Annotated in this window: 22 protein-coding genes; 14 read left to right on the forward strand and 8 right to left on the reverse strand. The window is 53.1% G+C overall.

All coding sequences use genetic code 11. The annotated features are described in order from the left end of the window. Positions 1-4: 4 nt before the first annotated feature. The gene (locus tag SP68_RS00540) at positions 5-622 is read right to left on the reverse strand and encodes a trimeric intracellular cation channel family protein (protein WP_012540300.1); all 618 of its coding nucleotides are present in this window, start codon (positions 620-622) and stop codon (positions 5-7) included. A gap of 275 nt (positions 623-897) precedes the next feature. Between SP68_RS00540 and SP68_RS00545 the strand changes: the two genes are divergently transcribed. Beyond that, entirely contained in the window at positions 898-2,148 is a 1,251-nt protein-coding gene (locus SP68_RS00545; protein WP_032756021.1) for a chloride channel protein, read from the forward strand. A 57-nt stretch (positions 2,149-2,205) separates the two neighbouring features. Here the strand turns inward: SP68_RS00545 and SP68_RS00550 are convergent, their stop codons facing one another. From SP68_RS00550 to SP68_RS00560, 3 genes are all read right to left on the reverse strand, one after another. Next, positions 2,206-3,264, reverse strand: a complete 1,059-nt coding sequence (locus SP68_RS00550) for a bifunctional transcriptional activator/DNA repair enzyme AdaA (RefSeq protein ID WP_012967052.1) — start codon at positions 3,262-3,264, stop codon at positions 2,206-2,208. Positions 3,265-3,266: 2 nt separating this feature from the next. Further along, positions 3,267-4,013 carry an isocitrate lyase/PEP mutase family protein gene (locus SP68_RS00555; RefSeq protein ID WP_012967053.1) on the reverse strand — a complete coding sequence of 249 codons (747 nt, stop codon included), beginning with the start codon at positions 4,011-4,013 and terminating at the stop codon, positions 3,267-3,269. Between the two features lie 182 nt (positions 4,014-4,195). After that, the gene (locus tag SP68_RS00560) at positions 4,196-5,059 is read right to left on the reverse strand and encodes a YicC/YloC family endoribonuclease (protein ID WP_008806823.1); all 864 of its coding nucleotides are present in this window, start codon (positions 5,057-5,059) and stop codon (positions 4,196-4,198) included. Positions 5,060-5,702: 643 nt separating this feature from the next. Between SP68_RS00560 and SP68_RS00565 the strand changes: the two genes are divergently transcribed. The 6 genes from SP68_RS00565 to pyrE all read left to right on the forward strand — a co-directional run bounded on the left by SP68_RS00565 (position 5,703) and on the right by pyrE (position 12,056). Then, positions 5,703-7,403, forward strand: a complete 1,701-nt coding sequence (locus tag SP68_RS00565) for a lysophospholipid acyltransferase family protein (protein ID WP_040969248.1) — start codon at positions 5,703-5,705, stop codon at positions 7,401-7,403. 86 nt (positions 7,404-7,489) lie between these two features. Then, positions 7,490-8,455, forward strand: a complete 966-nt coding sequence (locus SP68_RS00570) for an HlyD family secretion protein (RefSeq protein WP_012967055.1) — start codon at positions 7,490-7,492, stop codon at positions 8,453-8,455. Beyond that, entirely contained in the window at positions 8,448-9,365 is a 918-nt protein-coding gene (locus SP68_RS00575; RefSeq protein WP_016161962.1) for an ABC transporter ATP-binding protein, read from the forward strand. The genes SP68_RS00570 and SP68_RS00575 overlap by 8 nt, the downstream gene beginning before the upstream one ends. Further along, positions 9,352-10,491: an ABC transporter permease gene (locus SP68_RS00580; RefSeq protein ID WP_023340831.1), complete on the forward strand. Its 1,140-nt coding sequence runs from the start codon at positions 9,352-9,354 to the stop codon at positions 10,489-10,491. The genes SP68_RS00575 and SP68_RS00580 overlap by 14 nt, the downstream gene beginning before the upstream one ends. Before the next feature lie 95 nt (positions 10,492-10,586). After that, the gene (rph, locus tag SP68_RS00585) at positions 10,587-11,303 is read left to right on the forward strand and encodes a ribonuclease PH (protein ID WP_002922602.1); all 717 of its coding nucleotides are present in this window, start codon (positions 10,587-10,589) and stop codon (positions 11,301-11,303) included. Between the two features lie 111 nt (positions 11,304-11,414). Continuing rightward, positions 11,415-12,056, forward strand: coding sequence for an orotate phosphoribosyltransferase (pyrE, locus tag SP68_RS00590; protein ID WP_008806829.1), 642 nt, complete (start codon positions 11,415-11,417; stop codon positions 12,054-12,056). A 37-nt stretch (positions 12,057-12,093) separates the two neighbouring features. Here the strand turns inward: pyrE and SP68_RS00595 are convergent, their stop codons facing one another. From SP68_RS00595 to coaBC, 4 genes are all read right to left on the reverse strand, one after another. Then, a complete protein-coding gene (locus SP68_RS00595; RefSeq protein ID WP_040969240.1) occupies positions 12,094-13,110 on the reverse strand; it encodes an SMP-30/gluconolactonase/LRE family protein in 1,017 nt (338 codons plus the stop codon). Positions 13,111-13,285: 175 nt separating this feature from the next. Further along, entirely contained in the window at positions 13,286-13,882 is a 597-nt protein-coding gene (gene slmA / locus SP68_RS00600) for a nucleoid occlusion factor SlmA (RefSeq protein WP_008806831.1), read from the reverse strand. Between the two features lie 124 nt (positions 13,883-14,006). Beyond that, positions 14,007-14,465 (reverse strand): dUTP diphosphatase, encoded by a 459-nt coding sequence (gene dut, locus SP68_RS00605; RefSeq protein WP_012540306.1) that lies wholly within the window; start codon positions 14,463-14,465, stop codon positions 14,007-14,009. Further along, positions 14,443-15,657 (reverse strand): bifunctional phosphopantothenoylcysteine decarboxylase/phosphopantothenate--cysteine ligase CoaBC, encoded by a 1,215-nt coding sequence (coaBC, locus tag SP68_RS00610; RefSeq protein WP_032740382.1) that lies wholly within the window; start codon positions 15,655-15,657, stop codon positions 14,443-14,445. Before coaBC ends, dut begins: the two co-directional genes overlap by 23 nt. 172 nt (positions 15,658-15,829) lie before the next feature. On the opposite strand from coaBC, the gene radC reads away from it, so the two are divergent. From radC to SP68_RS00645, 7 genes are all read left to right on the forward strand, one after another. Next, positions 15,830-16,495 (forward strand): RadC family protein, encoded by a 666-nt coding sequence (gene radC, locus SP68_RS00615; protein ID WP_008806834.1) that lies wholly within the window; start codon positions 15,830-15,832, stop codon positions 16,493-16,495. Positions 16,496-16,711: 216 nt separating this feature from the next. Continuing rightward, on the forward strand, positions 16,712-16,948 hold the full coding sequence (rpmB, locus tag SP68_RS00620) for a 50S ribosomal protein L28 (RefSeq protein ID WP_002436699.1): 237 nt from the start codon (positions 16,712-16,714) through the stop codon (positions 16,946-16,948). A 20-nt stretch (positions 16,949-16,968) separates the two neighbouring features. Then, positions 16,969-17,136 (forward strand): 50S ribosomal protein L33, encoded by a 168-nt coding sequence (gene rpmG / locus SP68_RS00625; protein ID WP_002922510.1) that lies wholly within the window; start codon positions 16,969-16,971, stop codon positions 17,134-17,136. A 206-nt stretch (positions 17,137-17,342) separates the two neighbouring features. Further along, on the forward strand, positions 17,343-18,020 hold the full coding sequence (locus tag SP68_RS00630; protein WP_032740337.1) for a vWA domain-containing protein: 678 nt from the start codon (positions 17,343-17,345) through the stop codon (positions 18,018-18,020). Positions 18,021-18,024: 4 nt separating this feature from the next. Further along, entirely contained in the window at positions 18,025-18,750 is a 726-nt protein-coding gene (locus tag SP68_RS00635; protein WP_032740336.1) for a PP2C family serine/threonine-protein phosphatase, read from the forward strand. Continuing rightward, the gene (locus SP68_RS00640; RefSeq protein ID WP_040969187.1) at positions 18,740-20,113 is read left to right on the forward strand and encodes a DNA-binding protein; all 1,374 of its coding nucleotides are present in this window, start codon (positions 18,740-18,742) and stop codon (positions 20,111-20,113) included. The genes SP68_RS00635 and SP68_RS00640 overlap by 11 nt, the downstream gene beginning before the upstream one ends. After that, positions 20,114-22,447, forward strand: coding sequence for an energy transducer TonB (locus tag SP68_RS00645; protein WP_040969185.1), 2,334 nt, complete (start codon positions 20,114-20,116; stop codon positions 22,445-22,447). The last annotated feature ends 33 nt before the right edge of the window (positions 22,448-22,480 follow it).

A 22,480-nucleotide genomic window follows, 5' to 3' on the forward strand; every position in this document is an offset into this window, starting at 1 on the left:
GCGGTTAGTGGCTATCATGGGTGTAGTGGAAGACCGGTAGCCCCAGTTTCCAGCGCAGTGCCAGCATGCGGGCGGTAAAGCCGAACAGCAGCGTAGCCAGCACCACCACATCGTGGCTGCTGACGTAATGTTGCAGGGCAATATAGAGTACGGCTGCGGCAAACGAGATCCCGGCGTACAGCTCTTTCTGGAAGACCAGCGGAATGCGTTTGCAGAACATATCGCGCAGTACGCCGCCAAAAACGCCGGTGATGACCGCGGCGATAGAGGCGATGATCGGACCTTCGCCCATATCCAGGGCGATCTGCGCGCCGATGATGGAAAACACGATCAGCCCCAGCGCGTCCAGCACCAGAAACAGCCGGCGAAGGTGAGGCATCACTGGAGCGGCAATGGTGGTGAGGACGGCGGCGACAGCGACAATAATGACATATTCCGGATGTTTCACCCAGCCGAGAGGATAATGTCCCAGCAGGATATCGCGAACGGAACCCCCGCCCAGCGCGGTCGCGGTGGCGATAATGATGACGCCAAACGTGTCCATCCGCCGGCGCCCGGCAGCCAGCGCGCCGGTCATGGCTTCCGCGGTGATACCGATTAAATACAGAACATGAAGCAGCATAGATCCCCCCAGATAATGGCGGGCAGGTTAACGATTTGTGCGCAGGATCACGATTGAGATTTTCTAAAGCGAATCATTTACGCCAGGAAAAATTAATGGAAGTAGTATCTGTGATGGCTTGATTTAAAGGTTTATTGATTTTTTAGGTGTTTTTATTGATTAGAAAAAGTAATGCTAAGTGAAGCGACGGGTATCACTATCGAAGACACTATGATTACGCAATGTTTAAGTCTCGTCCTTTATTCTTTTATTTTTCCTTTTCAAGGGCTGAGAAAATGAGCGTCGCCGCCGGGAATAAAAACAATCTGACCCGCCTGATAGCCGTGGTATTAACCGGGATTCTGGCTGGCCTGGCCGGCATGGTGCTGGCGCTGATTTTACATGCGATACAGCACCTGGCTTTTGGCTACAGTGCCGGGCAGATCGTCGGTTCGGTGTCATTTTTACAGGGCGTCACGGAGTCGTCCTGGCCACGCCGCATCGCGGCAATCGTGGCCGGCGGCGTCGTCGCCGGATTTGGCTGGTGGCTGCTTGGTCGCTATGGGCAGAAGCGGGTTTCCATTGCGGCGGCGGTGGCCAACCCTTCCGTACCCATGCCAGCAGGCACCACGACGATCCACGCCCTGCTGCAGATCGTCACCGTAGCGCTGGGTTCCCCGCTTGGCCGCGAAGTGGCGCCCCGGGAAATGGGCGCGCTGGGGGCGGGGATGGTGGCGCGTAAGCTGGGCCTGCTGGAAGATGAAACCCGCACCCTGATCGCCTGTGGGGCGGGCGCCGGTCTGGCGGCGGTCTATAACGTCCCGCTGGCAGGGGCGTTGTTCAGCCTTGAGGTCATGCTGCTGTCGTTTAGCTGGGAAAAAACGCTGGCGGCGATAATGACCTCGGCGATTGCCGCGTGGACGGCTACCCTGGGGTTAGGGGATGAATCGCAATACCATTTTGTTTCCAGCACGCTTCCGCATTCCTTTCTCTGGTGGGCGATTCTGGCGGGCCCGATTCTTGGCACCGGCGCCTGGCTCTTTCGTAAAGCGACCAGCGCAGCGCGTTCACGCGTCCGAAGTAACTGGCAGATGCCGGTGTTCTGTCTGCTGGGGTTTTCCCTTCTTGCCATCCTGAGCCTTTATTTCCCGGAACTTCCGGGCAACGGCAAGGGACCAATGCAGCTGGCGCTCAGCGACGGGCTGCCTCTCTCTATGGTCGCTATCCTGTTAGTGTTGAAGATGGTGGTGATCCTGGCGGTGCTGCGCGGCGGCGCGGAGGGTGGATTGTTAACCCCGGGGCTGGCGGTAGGCGGACTGGTCAGTCTGCTGCTCTGCGCGCTCTGGCAGCTCGGCTTCCCTGGCGGAGATAAAAGCAGCTTCGCTCTGGTGGGGGCGGCCGCGTTTCTCGCCGCCTCCATGCAGATGCCGCTGACTGCGGTGGTGCTGGTGATGGAGTTCACCCACATGGATCACAGCTATCTGGCTCCGGCGCTGCTGTGCGCGGCAGGGGCGTTTTTAACCTGCCGGGCGCTGGACAAAAAATAGGTTTACCGAGCCGCAGTGAAAGTGAACAGGGAGGGGCCCTTCATCCGGGAAGTAAAATCAGCCGCATTTTTCCCTGATGGTTGCCTCATGGTTAATAAGCCATTTTTTACGTGCAACGCCGCCGCCGTAACCGGTCATCGAACCATCTTTGCCGATAATTCGATGGCAGGGGATGATAATCGCGACGCGGTTAGCGCCGTTTGCTGCAGCCACCGCGCGCGTGGCCGTTGGTTTACCTATATCCATCGCAATCGATTGATAATGCGTCGTCTCACCGAAGCTAACGTACTGTAAATGGCGCCAGACCGCTCGCTGGAATTCGCTGCCTGGGGTATCAAGCGCCACCTCGAACGATTGACGCCGCCCGGCAAAATACTCCGTTATTTCCTGTTGCGCCTGCCGGGTGTGGGCGTTTTCACCAGCGATGATGCTGGCGTCGAACCGTCGCTGCAGGTCGCTGAATTCTGTCTCCAGCGCTCGTCTGTCGACAAACTCCAGCAGACAAATCCCCCGCTGCGTTGCACAAACAAACATTGGCCCTAACGGGGTGGTAAAACGATGAATTAAAACAACCTGGCGTTGCGCGCTGGGTGCGGAACCGGTCAATTTTTTGCAGGTATAGCCGAAACCGCTTAAGGACTCATAGCCGCTATCGAAAGCGACATCGGTGGTTGATCGGCCTGCTTTCAGCTCCTGAAGCGCCATATTAACGCGCTGCATCCGTTGAAAAGCCTGAAAGGTGATCCCGTGGTTTTGCAGGAACCAGCGGCGAACGCGTTCCGGGCTAATATCGTGCTGACGTAGTTCGCTATCACTGAGGCGAACCTTCGGGTCTTCTCGCAGCAGGCGGAGCGCTTGCTCAACAAAGGCGGGGGCTGTCCGGGCATTCTCCGTCGGGCGACAGACTTTGCATGGCCGGAACCCGGCATCCAGCGCGGATTTAACGTCATTATAGAATTCGACGTTTTCCCGCCTGGGTTTTCGCGCCCGACAGACCGAGATACAAAATACGCCGGTGGTTTTCACGCCAACGAAAAAGACGCCGGTAAACTCCACAGCGCGTTCAAGCAGCGCCTGATACCAGATATCGCACTGGATGCTGTCGGTAATTTTCATGGTCAAAAAACACCCGAGAAAGAGTAGTTAGCTTGCACCTGACATAATAAGTCTTTCAGTCTGGCCTGTGTGGCAGCATGAATAAAATTGCCCATCGAAATTCGTTTTACGCCCAGTGCCGATAAGGTACTGAAGTCCGCCAGCTCAGGCATACACATTACGTTTAAGGGTAAAGGCACGTGGCGGACAATGGCGGTAATATCTTCCGCGCGGGTGACGCAAGGCACAAAAAAACCGCATCCGCCATGGTTAGCGTATAACTGACCGCGATAGAGCGTCTCATCCAGTGCATTTGGTACGTTGAGAAGAAAGGTATCGGTGCGGACATTAACAAACATATCGGGACAAGCGTGGGTGATTTCCTGGATTTTGGCGGCAAAGACCACGGCATCGTCAAGACGACGCGTATTATTCACCACATGACTATCCTCGAGGTTTATTCCGCTCACGCCGAGATGCGCCAGACGCTGGATATTGTCAATGATGTGGCTGGTTGTGGCGCTGTAGCCCGCCTCTAAATCGACGCTTAACGGCAGTTCGCTAACAGCTTTGATGCGTGAGACGATATATAACAGCTCGTCAAAACTCATCTCTTCGCCATCTTCATACCCTAACATTGCGGCGATAGCAGCGCTGGAGGAGCCCAGCGCCTGATAACCGGCCTGCTGAGCGGCCTGAGCGCTGCTGGCATCCCAGGCGTTGGCAAGCAACAACGGTTGGTTTTGCTGGTGAAGCGCGTTGAAGTTCATTCTTTTCTCCCGCGGTGGTGTGTCCCCAGACTGTGCCGCGTTGGGCTCATTTGCCACAACCGAAAACTGGACGACTATTTTTATACGTAGATTCTTATCGTCAGCCGGCGGGAGAGATAAATAAAAAGGCCATGATTGATCATGGCCTTTTATACGGTAGTGCCTGGATGGGTGAGAAAGCGTTACTCGATATTCTGTATCTGTTCGCGCATTTGCTCGATCAGTACCTTCAGCTCAATCGCGGAGTTGGTGACCTCGGCGTTAATCGATTTTGACGCCAGGGTGTTCGACTCACGGTTGAACTCCTGCATCATAAAGTCGAGACGGCGACCCACAGCCTCTTTCTTTTTCAGAATGTTGTAGGTCTCTTTAACGTGCGCTTCGAGGCGGTCCAGCTCTTCGGCAACGTCGATACGCTGCGCCATCAGCACCAGCTCTTGCTCAAGACGGTTATTTTCCAGCTGCACTTCCGCGTCTTCCAGTTTGGCAACCAGACGCTCGCGCTGCCACTGGAGGATTTCCGGCATATGGGCGCGAACTTTGGTCACTTCGCCGCTCACCCCTTCAAGCCGCTGCTCGATAAGCGCTTTCAGGGCCTGGCCTTCCGTTTCGCGGGCGACGATGAAGTCGTCCAGCGCGCCATCAAGAGCGGCCAGAATGTCGGCGGCGATGGCGTCGAGATCCTGCTCTTTGGCGGCCATCACGCCCGGCCAGCGCAGGATATCAACCGGGTTGATTTCCCCTTCATCGCTCTGCATTTTCACCCAGTTGGCAGCGTTGACCAGCTGTTTAGCCAGCTTTTCGTTGAGGATAAGTTCACCCTGAGCGCTGGGATCTTGTTCAAAACGCAGGGTGCATTCGACTTTACCGCGAGTCAGGCGGGCGCGAATGCGCTCGCGTACCACGGGCTCCAGACTACGGAACTGCTCCGGCAGGCGGAAGTACGTTTCCAGATAGCGCTGGTTTACCGAGCGCAGCTCCCATGCGGCGCTACCCCAGTCACCCTTGATTTCACGGCGGGCATAGGCGGTCATACTGCGGATCATAGACGTTCCTGTTTTCGTAATAATGAATGCAAGGATTATAGCTATGCGGGCGGTGACTTAACAGGAATAGTGATGAAATACCTGGATGGCGATTGTTTTGAGGGGCATAGCCACAATCTATTTCATGCAATTACTAAGTTAAGCGAGCGGTATGCTTCTGTTGTGGATAAAAATAAGACGTTTTGTATTGGCAATTTTACGTCCATGATGCTGTTAAGTCATATGTGGTTAATTATTTTGGCTTACTGAAGAAATAGTTTTTCTGCGCTTTGTTGACCGCGGGGAGATATTACTTTTTGCTGTAGTTAATGGTTTTATGTTATTTGGCGTGAGCATCAAATACAGATGATGCTATACGAGCTAGTTTCTTGGCGGAAAATCTGATCAGAGTGATGCTTTCGTGCCAAATATAACCACTGGAAATACTATGGTCTATTATCTTTAAGTATTATGTATGCTTTTTTTGAATTTATTACGGCGAATATATTAAACCTGCTATTGTTTATATTGTCTTCATGAATATTATCACTTCAACTATATTCATTAATTTTGTATTAGTGGGTTTTCATTTTGGGCGGTATTGTCCGACAGAAGGATCACGAGTATAGTCGTTTTAGATTAGTTCTATAAAAAGGATTTTAATATGAACGCTATCTTTGACAGAGTCATTAGAGAGTTTTTCCCGGATACCAATATTCCACACTGGAAAAAATGGGTTTTCAGAGCCGCATTTGGCAATAAGATATTCTCTCGTTTAATAAACGACGAACGGTTAATTGATAAAAATGGTGTGCATTGGGTTAGTTCGGTCGTTGATTTTTTTAACGTCCGATGTGAAACGGAATGCTCTGACTTTAATAATATACCCCGACAGGGTGCTACAGTTGTTATTTCAAATCATCCGACGGTAATGGATGGTATTGCTTTAATACATACTATCGCTCAGGTCAGGAAAGATATAAAAATAGTGGCTAACCATATTTTGCCAATGATATTCCCACAGGTGGCAGAACTTACCATTGGTATTGAGAATATGGCTGGTAAGATGAGCCATAAGAAATTCAGGGAAATGAACGATCACCTGAAGAACGGTGGTGTGTTGATTATTTGTCCTGCAGGTAAGTTGGCTAGCTGGTCTCTTTCAGGTTTACAGGAACATCAATGGAATCCCGGTTTTTTACAGCTGGCGATGAGAAACAACGCGGCGCTGGTACCTGTTCATATTACGGGATCAAACAGCAAAACTTATTATTTAGCTGCGACGGTCTGGCGGCAACTGTCAAATATAATGATTATTCGTGAAGCGCTACGCCATCGTGGTAAGACCATGAAAATCAAAGTAGGGCAGCAAATAGCCTTATCCTCGTTTAATCGATTTAATAAAGATCTGTCTGCCGCGTCAAGTGTATGCTTGATGCATCTCCAGAGCATCGGAGAGAATGGCCCGGCGCTGGTAGATACGGTTTCTCCGCAACAATTAACAGGTAGTCGAGAGAGTTTAATAAACGCAATAGAAGAGTGCGAAGTATTAAGACAATTTGATGATGGTAGAAAATTATTGATATTTCGCTGCAATACCCTCGGAGACTCACCCATTATTGATGAGCTAGGGCGCTTACGCGAGCGCTGTTATCGCGATATTGGCGCCGGATCCGGTAAAGACAGAGATAATGATGTTTTTGATGAAACCTATTACCATGTCATTTTATGGGATCCTTCTGATGAAGAAATACTGGGTGCCTATCGTCTAATACCCGTTGGTGAGCAGTTAGCGCAACATGGAATAACAGGCCTCTATAGCAACAGCCTGTTCAAGTACCATAATAATGCCTATTCCTGTTTAAGCCAGTGTGTGGAAATCGGCCGTGGATTTATCCAGAAGCCTTATCAAAAAAGTAATGTTCTTGATTATTTATGGCGCGGGATATTTGATTTTATAAAAAGATATCCAGACTATAAATATTTGTTAGGTGTGTTGACGATTCCCGGCTCTTTTCCTGAAGAGGTACAGAAACTCATTGTAAGCTTTTATAATATGTACTTTCCCAGTTCGGTTAACTTTTGTACGCCAATTCAATTATTCACTGCAGAAGGTGCACAAAGTGATAGCCCATTTTCCGGAAATGATTTTAGAGACGACTGGCGTGTGCTTAACGATTTACTGAGAGAAAAAGGTTATGAACTACCATGGCCTTTTAAACAGAGCGCTAAATGGTTTTCTCCAGGCGGGTCGTCGATTCTTGCATTCACAAAAGATGATGCTTTTCACTCGATCGCTGGTTTAAACCTGAGTGCTCTCGATAAATTGAATGAAATATACTTTAAGCATTATTTAAAGGATTAAACTGACGATAACGTTAGGGTTTGGAATGAGAATAATTCAATCCAGACATCAGTAATGAAAAACTCTATGCGTACGGATGCGTTTTAATGCAAAAACCAGTAAATATATTTATTGTTGTGATAGCGATGCTGATGATAACGGGGTGTGATAACAAACCGGAGAACAGGTTATCTGGTTATTCACATGGCGAATTTGTCTATCTTTCTTATTCTTCCACTGCAAAAATTGAACAGCTATTCATTAAGAAAGGAGATAATGTCACGCCTGGACAAGAGTTAGTGAAAATTGAGTCCTTTGATGCGCAAAATATTTTCCTGCGAGCTGAGGAAAAACTTTCTGCAGAGAGCGCATTATTGCGAAATCTGGAGTCGGGAGAACGGCCTGAAGAGCTGGATATTATTCGTGCCCAGATTAAAAAAGCGCGATCGGCGGAATCCCAGGTAAAGCGTCAGCTTGAGCGGTATCGTAATCTTTACGCCAGTCGCGCCATCTCACTCGCAGAATGGGAGGATATCCGGGATGAGTTAACGCAAAAAGGCGCGCAGGTTGAAGAGTTAATTAATCAACTCAAAGCGCGGCAACTGCCTGCCCGTCAGGATGAGATTAGCAAACAGCTCTCGATGGTGGCCGCGGCAAAACTCGAACGTGATAAGGCGCTTTGGGATGTCCAGCAAACGACGATTGTTTCTCCGGTCAATGCTAAAGTCTTCGATATTATTTATCGTGCCGGGGAACGGCCCACTGCCGGCAGACCAATAATTAGTCTGTTACCTCCTGAGAATATAAAAGTACGCTTTTTTATACCCGAGGCGATGCTTGGTAAATTTAAAATCGGAACTAAGGTAAAACTGATATGCGATGGTTGCGCTGAGCCCATTGCTGGCGTGATTAACTACATCAGTCCTGAAGCGGAATTTACGCCTCCGGTTATTTATAGTACGAAACGCCGGGAGAAACTCATTTTTATGGCTGAGGCTGTTCCTGCCCGGAAGCAGGCTGAGCGGATGAAAATCGGCCAGCCGTTTGATGTGGAGGTTATTGGTAATGAATAATCTTTGTATTGATGTAAAAAATCTCAATAAGTATTTTGGTGAGCATCACGTCGTAAAGGATTTCTCTTTGCAGGTGGCCAAAGGCGAAATTTATGGTTTTCTTGGGCCGAACGGTAGCGGGAAAACAACATCGATTCGGATGATGTGTGGTTTGATTACCCCGGATTCAGGTGAAGGCTCTTGTCTGGGCATGGACATCTTTACGCAGCGGGAAAAAATAAAAAAAAAGATAGGTTATATGACCCAGTATTTCTCAATGTGGGGAAATTTAACCATCCGGGAAAACTTACTTTTTATCGCGCGGTTGTATAGCCTCGACCAACGTAAAGCCCGGGTTGAACGCGCGCTTTCAGAGTTAGGCCTCACTACCCGACAGCATCAGCAGGCCAGGGAGCTTTCTGGCGGCTGGAAGCAAAGAATGGCCCTCGCCGCTTGCATGTTGCATGAACCCGTTTTGTTGTTTCTCGATGAACCAACCGCCGGCGTGGATCCGAAAGCGCGGCGAGAGTTCTGGCAAATGCTGCATCAGTTATCGGACAGAGGGATCTCAATCCTGGTGAGCACGCATTATATGGATGAGGCCGAGCGCTGCCATAAGGTTGCCTATCTGTCTTATGGCCGTCTGTTGGCGAATGGCACTATTTCGTCGATTATCGCGTCCCAGAATCTGATCACCATGCGAACCAGTGGCACCGGTCTGACGCTGCTTGAAAACCAGCTACAACGCTTGCCGGATATTGAGCAAACGGTCATTTTTGGCAATCAGCTTTATATTACTTCCAGAGATGAAGCCAAATTAAAGTCCACGCTTTTTGCATTTACACAACAGGGCTATGAGTTCTGTCAGGTGGCTACCAATCTGGAAGATGCATTTACCTACTTGATGAAAAACGATTGTGAAAAAAATTAATTTAAGCTTCTCCTTTACCCGTTGGATCGGCGTGGTTATTAAGGAAATCCACGAATTACGTCGTGATAAAGTCAGCATTAGTATGGTGCTCCTGACACCTATTTTTCAGCTGATCATTCTTGGCTATGCGATCAATATGGATCCCCATAATCTTCCTACCGCGTTATTAAATTACGATACCGAACGCATGAGTCATATTTTTGTGACGGAAGCGCAAAATACAGGGTATTTTTCAATGATTCCTGTCGATTCAGAAGAGGCGGCGCAGAAAGCTTTCGTTCGGGGAGATGTCACTTTTATCGTGACAATTCCTGAGGGGTTTACGCGCAAGATGCTGCGTGGAGAAAAGCCTCAGCTGTTAATTCAGGGGGATGCCATCGATCCGATAACCACGGGGAATGCGCTAAGTGCCCTTGTACAGGTGGCGAAATCGATGTTTCAACACGATTTGCCGGGCGACATGCGTGTCTCGCAAAAAGAGGATGATTTCGAGCTTATTATCCATCGGATGTTTAACCCTGAGGGGATTACCCAGTTTAATACTATTCCAGGTATTATGGGATCGATACTCAGTACCACCTTGATCCTGATGACCGCCCTGTCTATTACCCGTGAGCGAGAAAACGGGGCGTTAGAAAATTTACTGGTCTCTCCTTTGACCGGGTTTGAGGTCATTGTCGGGAAGATAACGCCTTTTGTTGTCATCGGTTTGTTCCAGGCGACGTTAATTCTGATTGCCGCTGTGCTATTGTTCAATATTCCCCTTCATGGTAGCGTTTTTCTGCTTTTTTTTGTGCTGTTAATATATGTTTTCCTCTGCCTGTCAATTGGCATTGGTATTTCTGGCCTGGCACAAAACCAACTGCAGGCGCTGCAAATGTCGTCATTTTACTTTATTCCTTCCATTATGCTTTCCGGCTTTATCAGCCCCTTTATTAGTATGCCTGACTGGGCGAAAGCCATTGGCTCCTGTTTACCGCTGACCTATTTCATCCGACTGGTTAAGGGCATCATGCTGAAAGGCTATTCTGCGATGGCATTATTACCCGACCTTTTGCCACTGATCGGCCTGGCGGTGATAGTGATTGGCGTGGGGTTGAAATCTTATCGTAAAACACTGGACTGACATTATGTGCGTGCCCGGCACGTGTTGGCATAGGCTTTTCGCCATGAAATTCGTATAATGCGCCCCACATTCGTTTCAAGCCGGAGATTTCTATCATGCGTCCAGCAGGCCGTAGCGCTAATCAGGTGCGTCCCGTCACCCTGACCCGTAATTACACAAAACACGCTGAAGGCTCCGTGCTGGTCGAATTCGGTGATACCAAAGTGTTGTGCACCGCTTCCATTGACGAAGGCGTTCCGCGTTTCCTGAAAGGACAGGGGCAGGGCTGGATCACCGCTGAATATGGCATGCTGCCGCGCTCAACGCACACGCGTAACGCGCGTGAAGCAGCAAAAGGCAAGCAGGGCGGCCGGACGATGGAAATTCAGCGTCTGATCGCTCGCGCGCTGCGCGCGGCGGTTGACCTGAAAGCGCTGGGTGAATTCACCATCACACTCGACTGCGATGTGCTGCAGGCCGATGGCGGCACCCGTACGGCGTCGATTACCGGGGCCTGCGTGGCGCTGGCCGATGCGCTGAACAAACTGGTGGCAGCCGGCAAGCTGAAAACCAACCCAATGAAGGGGATGGTTGCCGCGGTGTCCGTTGGTATCGTTAACGGCGAAGCCATTTGCGATCTGGAGTACATCGAAGATTCCGCAGCGGAAACCGACATGAACGTGGTGATGACCGAAGATGGCCGCATTATTGAGGTGCAGGGGACGGCAGAAGGCGAGCCGTTCACCCATGAAGAGCTCCTCACTCTCCTGGCGTTAGCCCGAGGGGGGATTGAATCCATTATCACGACGCAGAAGGCGGCGTTAGAAAATTAATGATTAAGGCGACTGAGAAGTCGCCTTTATTTTGCGCTTCATCCTTCATTACAACTGCGAAGGATGAGCGCGTAGTCTGACAATGATGAAAGTACCAAAAGGAGCGAATCCATGAAGCCGTATCAGCGCCAGTTTATTGAGTTTGCGCTTAGCAAGCAGGTTCTTAAGTTTGGCGAGTTCACGCTGAAATCCGGGCGCAAGAGCCCCTATTTCTTCAACGCCGGCCTGTTTAACACCGGGCGCGATCTGGCACTGCTGGGCCGTTTTTATGCCGAGGCGCTGGTGGATTCCGGGATTGAGTTCGACCTGCTGTTTGGCCCGGCCTATAAAGGTATTCCGATCGCCACCACCACCGCGGTGGCGTTAGCCGAGCATCATGACCGCGATCTGCCTTACTGCTTTAACCGCAAAGAGGCAAAAACCCACGGCGAAGGCGGCAACCTGGTCGGTAGCCCGCTGCAGGGGCGTGTGATGCTGGTGGATGACGTGATCACCGCCGGTACGGCGATCCGCGAATCCATGGAGATTATCCAGGCCCAGGGCGCCCAGCTGGCGGGCGTACTGATCTCCCTGGATCGTCAGGAGCGCGGCCGCGGCGAGATTTCAGCTATTCAGGAAGTGGAGCGGGATTACGGCTGCCAGGTTATCTCAATCATCACTCTGAAAGAGCTGATTGCTTATCTGGAAGAGAAACCCGAGATGGCGGAATATCTGGCGTCAGTTCGTGCCTATCGTGAAGCCTACGGCATCTGATGATGCATCCGGCAGCCTCGGCTGCCGGATATTTCCTCTATACCAGCTTAGCGCCCTGCGCATTGACGTACAGCGAATAGATTGACGTACTGGACGCCATAAACAGCCGATTGCGCTGTTCGCCGCCAAAACACAAGTTCGCGCAGCGCTCCGGCAGTTGAATGGTGCCGATATGCTTACCCTGAGGGTTAAAGATCCGCACGCCGTCGAGTTCTTCGTTTCCGCTTCCCCATCCGCACCACAGATTGCCGTCTGTGTCGCAGGCGATCCCATCGGCGGTACCGTTGCCACAGTCGAGATACACCCGTTTATTTTTCAGCGTATTGCCTTCCACGTCCCACGCCAGAATTAAGCGGTTCGGTGTCGCCCGGCTTTCCACCACGTACAGGGTCTTTTCGTCCGGCGAGAAACACAAACCATTTGGCCCTTTTATGTCGCCCAATACCACGCTTAGTTTGCGGCTTTCCGGCTCCAGGCAATAGACGTTTTGCGGCAATTCTGGCGTTGCTTTGTGGCCTTCGTAAAAGCCGCTGATGCCAAATGGCGGGTCGGTAAACCAGATGGTACCGTCTGACTTCACAACGATATCGTTTGGGGAATTGAGGCGCTTATCTTGGTAGCTATCGGCCAGTACGGTGACAGATCCATCGTATTCGGTACGCGTAATGCGGCGGGTGTCGTGCTCGCAACTGATTAAGCGCCCCTGTCTGTCGCGGGCGTGGCCATTGCTATAATTGGCCGGGTAGCGAAAGACGCTGGTTTCTCCACTGATTTCATCCCAGCGCATGATGGCGTTATTCGGAATGTCGCTCCACAGCAGCATTCGCATGTCGCCGAACCAGACCGGGCCTTCCGCCCAACGGAAGCCGCTGGCGATGCGTTCAACCTTTGCGCTGGCAAGCATATAGCGACGAAAGCTGTCATCGACGGCCACGATGCGTGGGTCAGGATAGCGTTCAGAAGGGGCCCATGCTGCGAAGCTTTTTTGACTGACTAGTAGCGATGCGGTTGCCAACCCGCCTATCTTCAATAAATCCCGCCGTGACGTCGCCATCAAATCTCTCCTTGTCGGGTGGTGTTGGGGGAGGGTGAAACGATCAGCAAGCTGGATAGTAGGAAAGGAAAGCGGAAACGCGCATTGGGCTATTCAACCAATGGCCCTGGGATTTGCAACAAACTTACGCAGATTGCGAGGAGAATCATGCAGCCTGGCGGCTGCATGTGAGGATTTACTGCAGCTGTGCGGCGACCAGCGGCCAGCGGGCTTCGAAATCATCCGTCGGACGATATTTGAACTCGCTGCGCACAAAGCGCGACAGCATACCCTCGCAGAAGGCCAGCAGCTGGCTGGCCAGCAGGGTTTCGTCGAGGGTGTAGCCTTCGCCTTCACGCATTTTTTTCTCGCGCATCACCTGACGCAGCTGCACTTCGATGCGCTCAAAAAGCTGGTTGATGCGGCCCTGTAGCCGGTCCTGTTCGAACATTAGCGCGTGCCCGGTGAGGATACGCGTCAGCCCAGGATTACGCTCGCCAAACCCAAGAATCAACAGAACGATCAGGCGCAGGCGCGCGGTCGTGTCCTTTTCATCTTTCAAAATCAAATTGATGCGCGTAATCAGACTGTCTTCAATGAACTCGATCAGGCTGTCAAACATGCGGGTTTTGCTGGGAAAATGGCGATACAGCGCGGCTTCGGAGACGCCGACGGAAGCCGCCAGTTTCGCGGTGGTAATACGTTGACTACCATCGCTGGATTCCAGCATGAGCGCCAGAGATTGAAGTATTTCTTCGCGACGATTCCGTTTCGCAGTTTGCTTTTCTGCCATGTTTTAAAATACCCCTGAAAATAAGCACTTGTCAGGCAGACATCCACAACGCGACCGCAAACCGGAGTTTGCGGTGATGTTATTGCGTTATGCGCGTTGGGATGCAGGTTCCGTGTTGCTGGGCTTATTTACGCCCTGAGTGACCGAAGCCGCCTTCGCCGCGGTCGGTGGCGTCAAACTCTTCCACCAGGTTAAATTCCGCCTGCACGACCGGCACAAAGACCATCTGCGCGATACGTTCGCCCGGCTCGATAATAAAGCTCTGCTGACCGCGGTTCCAGACGGACACCATCAGTTGCCCCTGGTAATCGGAGTCGATGAGGCCCACCAGATTGCCCAGTACTACGCCATGCTTATGGCCCAGGCCGGAGCGTGGCAGAATTACCGCCGCCAGAGAGGGATCGGCGATATGAATCGCAAGGCCCGTCGGCAACAGCGTGGTTGCACCCGGCGCCAGCTCTACGGCGTCGTCGAGACAGGCTCGCAGGTCAAGTCCGGCGGAGCCGGAGGTGGCATAGGTCGGCAGCGGAAATTGCTGGCCGACACGCGGGTCCAGAATCTTAACGTCGATTTTTTTCATCATAACGGGTCACGATCTCGTCGAGTAATAATTGGCCCAGGAGTTCCTTGCGCTCAAGTGGTAAGCGCTTTTCCCCATCCTGCCAGAAAAGGTGTAATGCGTTGTTATCGCTATTAAAGCCCTGATCAGGCTGAGAAACATCGTTAGCGCAAATCAGGTCGAGGTTTTTGCGGGCACGTTTTTGCCGCGCATATTCTTCCACATTATTCGTTTCGGCGGCAAACCCAACGACGTAAGGGCGATGGGCTTTTAGCGCCGCAACCCCGGCCACGATATCCGGGTTTTTAATCATTTTTATTGTTAATTCATCACCTTGTTTTTTAATTTTATCTTCGGCGATGACGGCGGCGCGGTAATCCGCCACTGCGGCGCAGCCAATAAAAATATGCTGCTGCTGAGCGCCGGCCTGGACGGCGGCTTCCATTTCCAGTGCGGTAGTGACATCAATGCGCTGCACAAACGGCGGTGTCGGTAGTGATACCGGGCCGCTGACCAGGGTCACGTTCGCGCCCCGCTGCGCGGCGGCGGCGGCAATCGCGAAGCCCATTTTGCCTGAGCTGTGGTTGCTGATGTAACGCACCGGATCCAACGGCTCACGGGTCGGGCCCGCGGTAATCATGAGGTTGAGATGTTGCAAATCTTTGACAGGGGAGGCGAAATGCTGCGCGGCCATCTCCACGATGGTTAACGGATCGAGCATTCTCCCCGGGCCGACGTCGCCGCAGGCCTGGCTGCCGCTGTCCGGTCCCCACAGCAGCAGGCCGCGGGAAGCCAGCGTCCGCAGATTCTGCTGGGTGGCCTGCGCGCGATACATCTGCTGGTTCATGGCGGGCACCACGGCAACCGGGGAAGGGGTGGCAAGACAGATCGTCGACACCAGGTCGTTGGCCATGCCGGCCGCCACGCGGGCGATTAAATCAGCGGTTGCCGGGGCGAGGATCACCAGGTCGGCCCATTTCCCGAGCTCAATATGGCCCATAGCCGCTTCCGCCGCCGGATCGAGCAGGCTGTCGGAAACCGGATAGCCGGATACCGCCTGCAGGCTGAGTGGGGTGATGAACGCTTTTGCCGCCTCCGTCATCGCGACACGCACCTCCGCGCCGCGTTCGCGCAGTCGGCGCACCAGTTCCGGGGTTTTATACGCCGCGATACCGCCGCTGACGCCCAGGACGATTTTTTTACCCGCCAGAGTCATCATGATGTCTTCCTGTTGCCGTAGACCAGAATCCGCGCATCTTATCACAATCCTGTCGTCGTCGTGCCTCTGGTGGGCATTCACTTTGCGAGCGGCTACGCAGGGTGAAAAGCAGTGGGTCGGCAGCGCCGTCAGGCTGTGCCAGGATAGGCAAATTCACCCAGGAGGGCGCATGGACGAAACGGAAAATCTGATGCCACGAGAAAAGATGTTGCAGTACGGCATCGAAGCGCTAACGGATGTTGAGCTGCTGGCGCTGTTTCTGCGCGTCGGCACGCGTCGTCAGGATGTGCTCGGCTATGCGCAGGCGTTACTGCAGCGTTTTGGCTCGCTCTACGCTCTGCTTTCCGCGGATAAAGCGCAGCTGATTGCCGTGGATGGACTGGGGCTGGCGAAATATGCGCAACTGAAGGGTATTGCCGAGCTGGCGCGACGCTATTTTAGCTCACAGCTGGTCGAGGAGGCTGCGCTGGTCAGTCCCTCGACGACGCGGGAATTTTTACAAAGCCAGCTTACGGAAGAAGAGCGCGAGATCTTTATGGTGATCTTTTTAGATAATCAGAACCGGGTGTTGAAACATAGTCGCCTTTTTTCTGGTACTCTTAGCCACGTTGAGGTGCATCCGCGAGAAATTGTACGCGAAGCCATCAAAGTGAACGCTGCCGCCGTGATCCTTGCGCATAATCATCCCTCCGGTAGTCCGGAGCCGAGCCAGGCAGACAGGCTGATTACCGAAAGGGTGGTAAAATGTTGTCGATTCATGGAGATACGCGTGCTTGACCATCTGGTTATCGGCCGCGGTGCGTATGTATCTTTTGCCGAGCGTGGCTGGATTTAGCCCCGAACTGGCGATCCTTCGGGATCTTTGTCTGTTCGGGACTTGAGCACATCGCCGAGTCAGCGTATACTACGCCACCTTTGAGAATCTCGGGTTTGGCATTTGGGCCTGGCAGTCGAGAGTTCACATTGAACTGCGATGACCAGGCTGTAAAGCCTGACGAGGCGCCAATACCCCATACGAAGCTCGAGCTAATTTGATTTTTGGAGAATAGACATGTCCCGAGTCTGCCAAGTTACTGGCAAGCGTCCGGTGACCGGTAACAACCGTTCCCACGCACTGAACGCGACTAAACGCCGTTTCCTGCCGAACCTGCACTCTCACCGTTTCTGGGTTGAGAGCGAGAAGCGTTTTGTCACCCTGCGCGTATCTGCTAAAGGTATGCGTGTAATCGATAAGAAAGGCATCGATACAGTTCTGTCTGAACTGCGTGCCCGTGGCGAAAAGTACTAAGTACTTAGAGGAAATAAATCATGGCTAAAGGTATTCGTGAGAAAATCAAGCTGGTTTCTTCCGCTGGTACTGGTCACTTCTACACCACCACGAAGAACAAGCGTACCAAACCGGAAAAAATGGAACTGAAAAAGTACGATCCGGTTGTACGTCAGCACGTTATCTACAAAGAAGCTAAAATCAAATAATTTTCGCTTTCTTGTAATGAAAACCCCGCCCCGGCGGGGTTTTTTATTGCCATTATTCAGGCAAAACACCTTCAAAACTTATCATATATCCCTCTTTTAATTATTTACTACAAATCAATTAACATAATGAATATAAAGGTTTTTCTTGTCTTGCTTGTATAGTCTGTCTATTCTTCCGGTACAGAAAACCAGCGACAGGGATTGTTATGGCCTCTTTTATTCCAGATGTTTCATTTATCGATAACAGCGAACAGCGCACACCGTTAATTTTGGTCCTCGATTGCTCAGGCAGCATGCAGGGCCAGCCAATCGCCCAGCTGAATCAGGGATTAAAGCTGCTGGAAGAGGAACTTAAGCAGGATGTCATCGCCGCTAAGCGCGTTCGCCTGCTGGTGATCAAATACGGCGGCTATGATGAATGCGAGCTGTATGGCGACTGGTGTGATGCGATGGACTTCATTGCCCCCGAGCTTGAGGCCAGTGGCCTGACGCCCACCGGGCAGGCCGTTAGCCTGGCGCTGGGCGAAATTGAAGCGGAAAAACAGCGCCTGAAAGCGGCTGGCGTCCCCTATACCCGGCCATGGCTGTTTTTAATGTCGGATGGCGAGCCCACCGACAACTGGCAGGCGGCAGCGCAGGCGTGCCGTGATGCGCAGGCGGCAAATAAAGTCGCTGTGTTTCCGATTAGCGTAGGACACGAAGCAACTGAGTCGATGGGGCAGTTCAGCCGTAGCGGCATTAACGGCGTGAAGCAGCTGAAGGGATTGCAGTTCCGCGAGCTATTCCTCTGGCTCAGCGCCAGTATGCAGGTGGTGTCGCAGTCGACACCGGGCGGTAAAGCACAGCTACCGCCGACGGATAGCTGGTCCGAAATTTCGGTCTGACACCATGAACTGGCGCGTATACGCAGCGTCGGTCATGGGTAGCAGCCACCGACAAAATCAACTTCCCTGCCAGGATGCCTTTTGCTATCGCCATCTGGGCGATCGGCTTGTCGCCGTGGTATGCGATGGCGCAGGCTCTGCCGCGTATAGCGAGCAGGGCGCAGCGTTGGTCGCGCATGCGCTGGCCGATCGCCTGGCGACATTCATCACGGCGCCGGATGAAAATCAGCTGGCGACGCTGCTCGGTAGTGTGCGCGAGACCGTGCTGCTACAGGCGCAGGAGCGGGAAATTTCCGCGGGCGATTTTGCCTGTACCGTTCTGGCTGCCTGGCTGGGAGAGACCGCCTCTGTGATAGTGCATATTGGCGATGGCGCTGCGGCGTTAAGCCTGGATGCCGAACAGCACTTCTCCCTGCCTGAAAACGGCGAATACGCTAACCAGACCTGGTTCCTGACCAGCGACGACTGGCGGGAGCATTTACATATCAGCCAGTTTTCTGGCAGAGCCACGAGACTGGTGATGATGACTGACGGCGTGCAGCCGTTCGCGCTCAATCGGCGTGGGGATGCGCTGTTCTCTCCGTTTATCGATCCGGTTTTGCGTTATGTGCAGCAGGTTTCAGAGGCTGAAGGAAGCGAAGCGCTGCGCGCCACGCTGGACGACCCGCGCACCTGGGCGATAACCGGTGATGACAAGACACTTCTGGTAGCCCTGCGTCATGAAGCATAAAAAGCTGCCAGCCTGCTATGACGGACAGCGCCGCACGGTACGTCTGGGGAAACTGATCAAGAGCGGCGGCGCGGGGAGTGTTTATTTCCTGGCGGATGACCCTTCCCGCGTTGCTAAACTTTACCATCCGCAGACCGATACCGCTTACTACCAACGCAAGCTCAGCGCCATGCTGGCGCAGCGGCCTGAGATCCCCGCCCCCGCGGAAGGTGAGTCGATTGTCCAGCTGGCATGGCCCGACTATTTGCTCTACGACGAGCGCAAGCGCGTAGTGGGCTTTGTCATGCCGGTTCTCGACACCCAGCGCACCATTGAGCTGGAGTATATTTTACAGGCGCGGCAGGCGAAGGCGCACCATCTGCCGGAAGGCATCGGTGCGAAAGTGAGCCTGGCTTGTAACCTTGCTACCCTGGTCTCTACGCTGCATGCGCGACAGCACCGGGTTATCGACATGAAGCCAGTCAACCTGCGGTTCTATCGCGACAGCCTTTATATCGCGCTGCTGGACTGCGATGGCTTTAGCATTCAGGGCGAGGGAGAGCGTTTCCCTGCAGGGCAGTTCACGCCGGATTATCTGGCGCCGGAGTTTCAGCGTATTGGGCAGGTGCCCGGTGAGCAGGAAGAAGCGCAGGATCGTTTCTCGCTGGCGGTGATCATTTTCCAACTGCTCAACCATGGTATTCATCCCTACAGCGGTCGCTCGCAAATGGCGAAGGTACCGGATGATTTACCCGGCCGTATCGCCGCTGGCTGCTACGCCTACGGGATCAACGCAGCAACGACTATCTCACCGGTGCCGGCAAGTACCCACCATTTGCTGCCGGTTGAGCTGCGTAAGCTATTCGATCGCGCATTTAGCGATTCGCCCGCCCGACGACCTTCCGCCGATGAATGGGCGCAGGTGCTGCGTCCTTATGCGCTACGTAGCACGCAAAAAATTATTCTTTGTCATCAAAAACACCAGCATTTCGCCGGGATGCCATGCCTGGTCTGCGCGCGGAAAAAACAGGTTGTTGCGGGAATAAAGCAGGCAAAGCAGCGTAAGCAAGCGGAAACCGTGCGCCCGCGGGTCGCACCGGTAATGCAGAAGCCTCGCAGGGCGCCAGCCGCCGCCGTACCTCGTCAACCTACCGGGCCGGGGCCGTTAACCCTGCTGTGGCGCAGTATTCGCAGCAACGTTCCTTCATTTGCCTGGCATGGCGCGCTGGCGCTGATGAGTACGCTGATTATTGGGGGGCTGGCGCGCAGTTTTGCCCGGCTCAACGGCTCTGGTCCAGCATGGTTCGATATTGCGGCGTTACTGATTATTTTTATCTGGGTGGCGGCGCTGATACTCCGGTCCATTATTCGGAGTCAGCCATAAATGACGCTGAAATTAAGATATCTCATTCTCTTTTTCGCGTTGTTGATGGCTTTTGTGGCGCCGGATTTAGTCTCCTTGCTGTGGTCCGCACCGTTCCGCTTAATGGATACACTGCCGCTGTTACCTGCCGCGCTCAATGATCCCCAGCGTTTATATCTCTATGGCCTGTGGCTGGGGGGAACGATCTATTTTTCCGCTCTGATGTGGGTGGCGGTTACCCGACACAATAAAGGCTATCTGATTGTTGCTGTGGCGCAGATTGTTTTTGTCATCGGCATTACCTTATGCAAGGTGCCTTTTGGCGAACAAAACCAGCGGCGCTGGCAGAGTATGAATCAGCTGGAAACACCCGCCTGGAGCGATTTTCTCTATGACCGCCATGCTCGTTTTATTCAGATAGCGCTGCGTGGGGGGCCGTTGAATCAGCACAACATCACCGAGCAATTTCTCGCGCAGAAAAAACCGCTGGCGGCGCTGCCGCTTGGCTGGAATGAAGAAGATGCCGCCGCCGCGGATGCGCTCTGGCAGCAGGCGCTGGGCTATCGTGAACGGGAAGCGAAAGCATTACCTAAAATGATGGAGTATCTGGCCTGGATGCCGGACCGGGGCGATCTGACGCTGGCCACGGCCATCCTGACGCTGACGAGCGAGGCGGATAAAGCGCAGGCGGAAACGGCGTTTCGCCGGGCCATCGCCATTGCGCCGGAAAACCCGGATGCCTGGCTGGGCTGGGCAGTCGCGCTGATCCAGGCCCGCGATGATGAGCGGGTGCGAAAATCGCAGTTTCAGCCGTTCACAAAGAGCATTACGACCGGATTGTTAATGGCGGAGGGTCTGAAGGAGAGCCCGCGGCAGCCTGCGCTACAGCAGCGGCTGGCAGCATACATCGCGCAAATGCCGGTGGAAGATCGGCAAATCCTGCTCATTTTGCAGGCGCGGATGCAGACGCGCTCCTGCGACTTGCCGTTGGATAAGTATGCAACAGAACAGGGTGAAGCGAGCAAGGTGCTGCCTTTGGCAAAATCAATCGTGTTTAAAACTGCCCCCGTGCGTAGCGTCAGCCCGATTAACGAACGCTTTCCTGGCCATGTCAGCATTGATACGGAGCGCTATGGCATCAGGAAAGAGAGTTTGCAGGCGATGCTGTATCCGGCGATACATAAATATATCAAGTCAGCGACGACCATACTCTCGCTGGATACCGACGCCAGCGGCGAGCTGTTAAACGTGGTCGTTGAATGCAGCAGTGGCGTTCCCGAGTTCGACCAGGCGGCGCTGCACTATGCACAGGAGTGGCGTTTTGGTTCTCACCGGCAGGGAAAACGCGTGTTGATGCCAGTGAGCTTTATCAGCGATCGCGTACCGCCGGAAGAATACTATGGGGAGATGGAGGCGCGGGCGATGCGCATTTCCCGGCTGGCCGCTCGCCATAATAAAACGGGGATGGAAAGCGCCTCGAAGGAAATGGTTGCGCGATTTACGCGAATGAAAGCGCTGTTTCCGCAACAGAGACTGAGCGCGGAAGAGGCGCATCAGTTACAGCTTATCTACCTAAAAAAACGCGATAAAACGCCCAAAGGCAGAATGGAAAGCTTTACTGAAATGACGGAGGCGATGGAAGCCCTGGTGGAGACGCACCCGTACTACGCGCCGCTACTCAAAGATCTGGCGTTCAGAAAAAGTTACGCTTCCTTTGAGGAGAAGCGGGCAGCATGGTCGCAGCTGCTGGCGCTGGCGCCAGAGGATCCGCAGGTGTGGATGGCCTGGGGGAGCGTGTGGGCCGAGCGCGATCCTGAGCTGTATATGGGCGCGATGATCGCTTCCATGCTGCTACAGCCGCTTACCGAGGATACCGAGCAGAAAATAGCGAATATCAAAACGAAGCTACTGATGCGGGTTGGCATGGGGCCACGTAAGGCGATTCTTTCGGCAAAGGTCTACGCCGACTATGGCGATATCCTTGGGGAAAGAGCGAAAGGGGAAGATACGGCGAAGGCCGCGGCGATCTTACCTGCCAGTAAAAAACTGGATCGTCAGGAAACCATCACTCCCCTGGATCCAGCGCCGCGCATGACGGTTGATATCGATCGGGATGAGGTGTTGAACGCCGCTCTCTTCAACGTGGAGTGGAAGGCGCCGCAGAGGCCGGACGAACGGCGGGCGGAACTGACCGTTGATATCGATGATACTGGCATGCCGACGCTGGTTCTCATCAGCAAAAGCAGCGAAGTGGAACAGTATGATGCGCAGGCGGTCAATATGCTGTGGCGCTGGAACTTTAAACCGCAGCCTGATGGCAGGCGGATGACCGTTGGCGTGAATTTTCTCCACTAATCGCGTCGTTGCCTCCTGAACGAGGTAAAATAG

It is taken from the genome of Klebsiella variicola (assembly GCF_000828055.2).
Taxonomy (GTDB): Bacteria; Pseudomonadota; Gammaproteobacteria; order Enterobacterales; family Enterobacteriaceae; genus Klebsiella; species Klebsiella variicola.